Origin of the sequence: Bartonella acomydis (assembly GCF_039543025.1) — a bacterium.
Lineage (GTDB): Bacteria > Pseudomonadota > Alphaproteobacteria > Rhizobiales > Rhizobiaceae > Bartonella > Bartonella acomydis.
Genome location: NZ_BAABIY010000024.1, coordinates 1 through 1272, shown reverse-complemented (window position 1 = coordinate 1272; position 1272 = coordinate 1). Strand labels below are relative to the sequence as shown.

1 pseudogene is annotated in these 1272 nt (G+C 39.2%); it reads left to right on the top strand.

Annotated features, from left to right (window positions below):
* Window positions 1-1272 (top strand): annotated as a pseudogene (locus ABD909_RS05070) (Vomp family autotransporter); the annotation flags it as partial.

Here is a 1272-nt window from a genome sequence, read left to right as displayed (position 1 = left end):
GTGCATTTACAGGCCTTGATGAGAACATCAAGAATGTAAACAATCGTATTAAAGAAGTATCTCAGGGAGTTGCACAGGATTCTTTAAATTGGAATAGTTCTGAAGGTGCTTTTGTTGCCCAACATGGAGAAAAAGAAGGTAAAAAAGAAAATAGTAAGATTACCTTTCTTGCGAATGGAGATATTTCCAAAGTTTCCACTGACGCAATTACAGGTTCTCAGCTTTATTCCTTACAAGATCAGTTTGCAGGATATTTAGGCGGTGGAGCAGGTTATAATGAAAAGGGAGAATGGAAAGCTCCAAGCTTTAAGGTTAATACAATTAGTGCTGAAGGTAAGGAAAAAAGTGAGACTTATCAGAATGTAGCGGATGCTTTGACAGGAGTTGGTAGTTCTTTTACGAATGTTCAGAACAAAATTACCAATGAGATAACCAACCAGATTAATCATTTGCAGTCAGAAGATTCGGCGATTGTGCATTATGATAAAGACGATAACAATAGCACTGTTGATTATGGGAGTGTAACTTTTGGTGGTAAAGATAAAACTCTCACGGCTCTTCACAACGTTGCCAATGGCACTATTGCTTCTGGTTCGACGGATGCGGTAACAGGTGGACAACTTTATTCTCTGCACAGTACGATTTCGACCTATTTAGGCGGAGGTACGAAATATGAGAATGGTGTATGGACGGCACCAGTTTTCAAAGTTAAGCAGTTCAATAAGGATGGTAATCCTGAAGAACAGATCTATCACAATGTTGCGGATGCGTTTGCAGGTGTTAGCACTTCTATTACAGATGTTCATAATGAAGTGAATAACCAAATCACCAATATTGTCAGTGATAGTCTTATCAAGCAAGACAAAGACACAGGTCTGATCATAATTGGTAAAGAAGTCGCCGGCACTGAAGTTAATATTGCCAACAAGGATCAAGCAGATCGTAGGCTTTCAGGAGTTAAGGCAGCAGAAAAAGGGAATGAAGCAGTTAATAAAGAGCAATTTGATAAAGGTTTAAAGGATCTTTCTAACAGTCTTCAATCAGATGATTCAGCGGTTGTTCATTACGATAAGAATGCAGATGGTGATACAGATTATACGAGTGTAACTTTTGGAAAAGGCCCAAATGCAGCTTCTGTTGCTTTGCATAATGTTTCTGATGGTGTGATTTCTAAGAATTCTCATGATGCGGTTACGGGTGGTCAGCTTCACACGATAGGTCAAGATGTAGCCAAGATTTTGGGTGGAAACACAGGCTTTAAAGAAGGTAGCT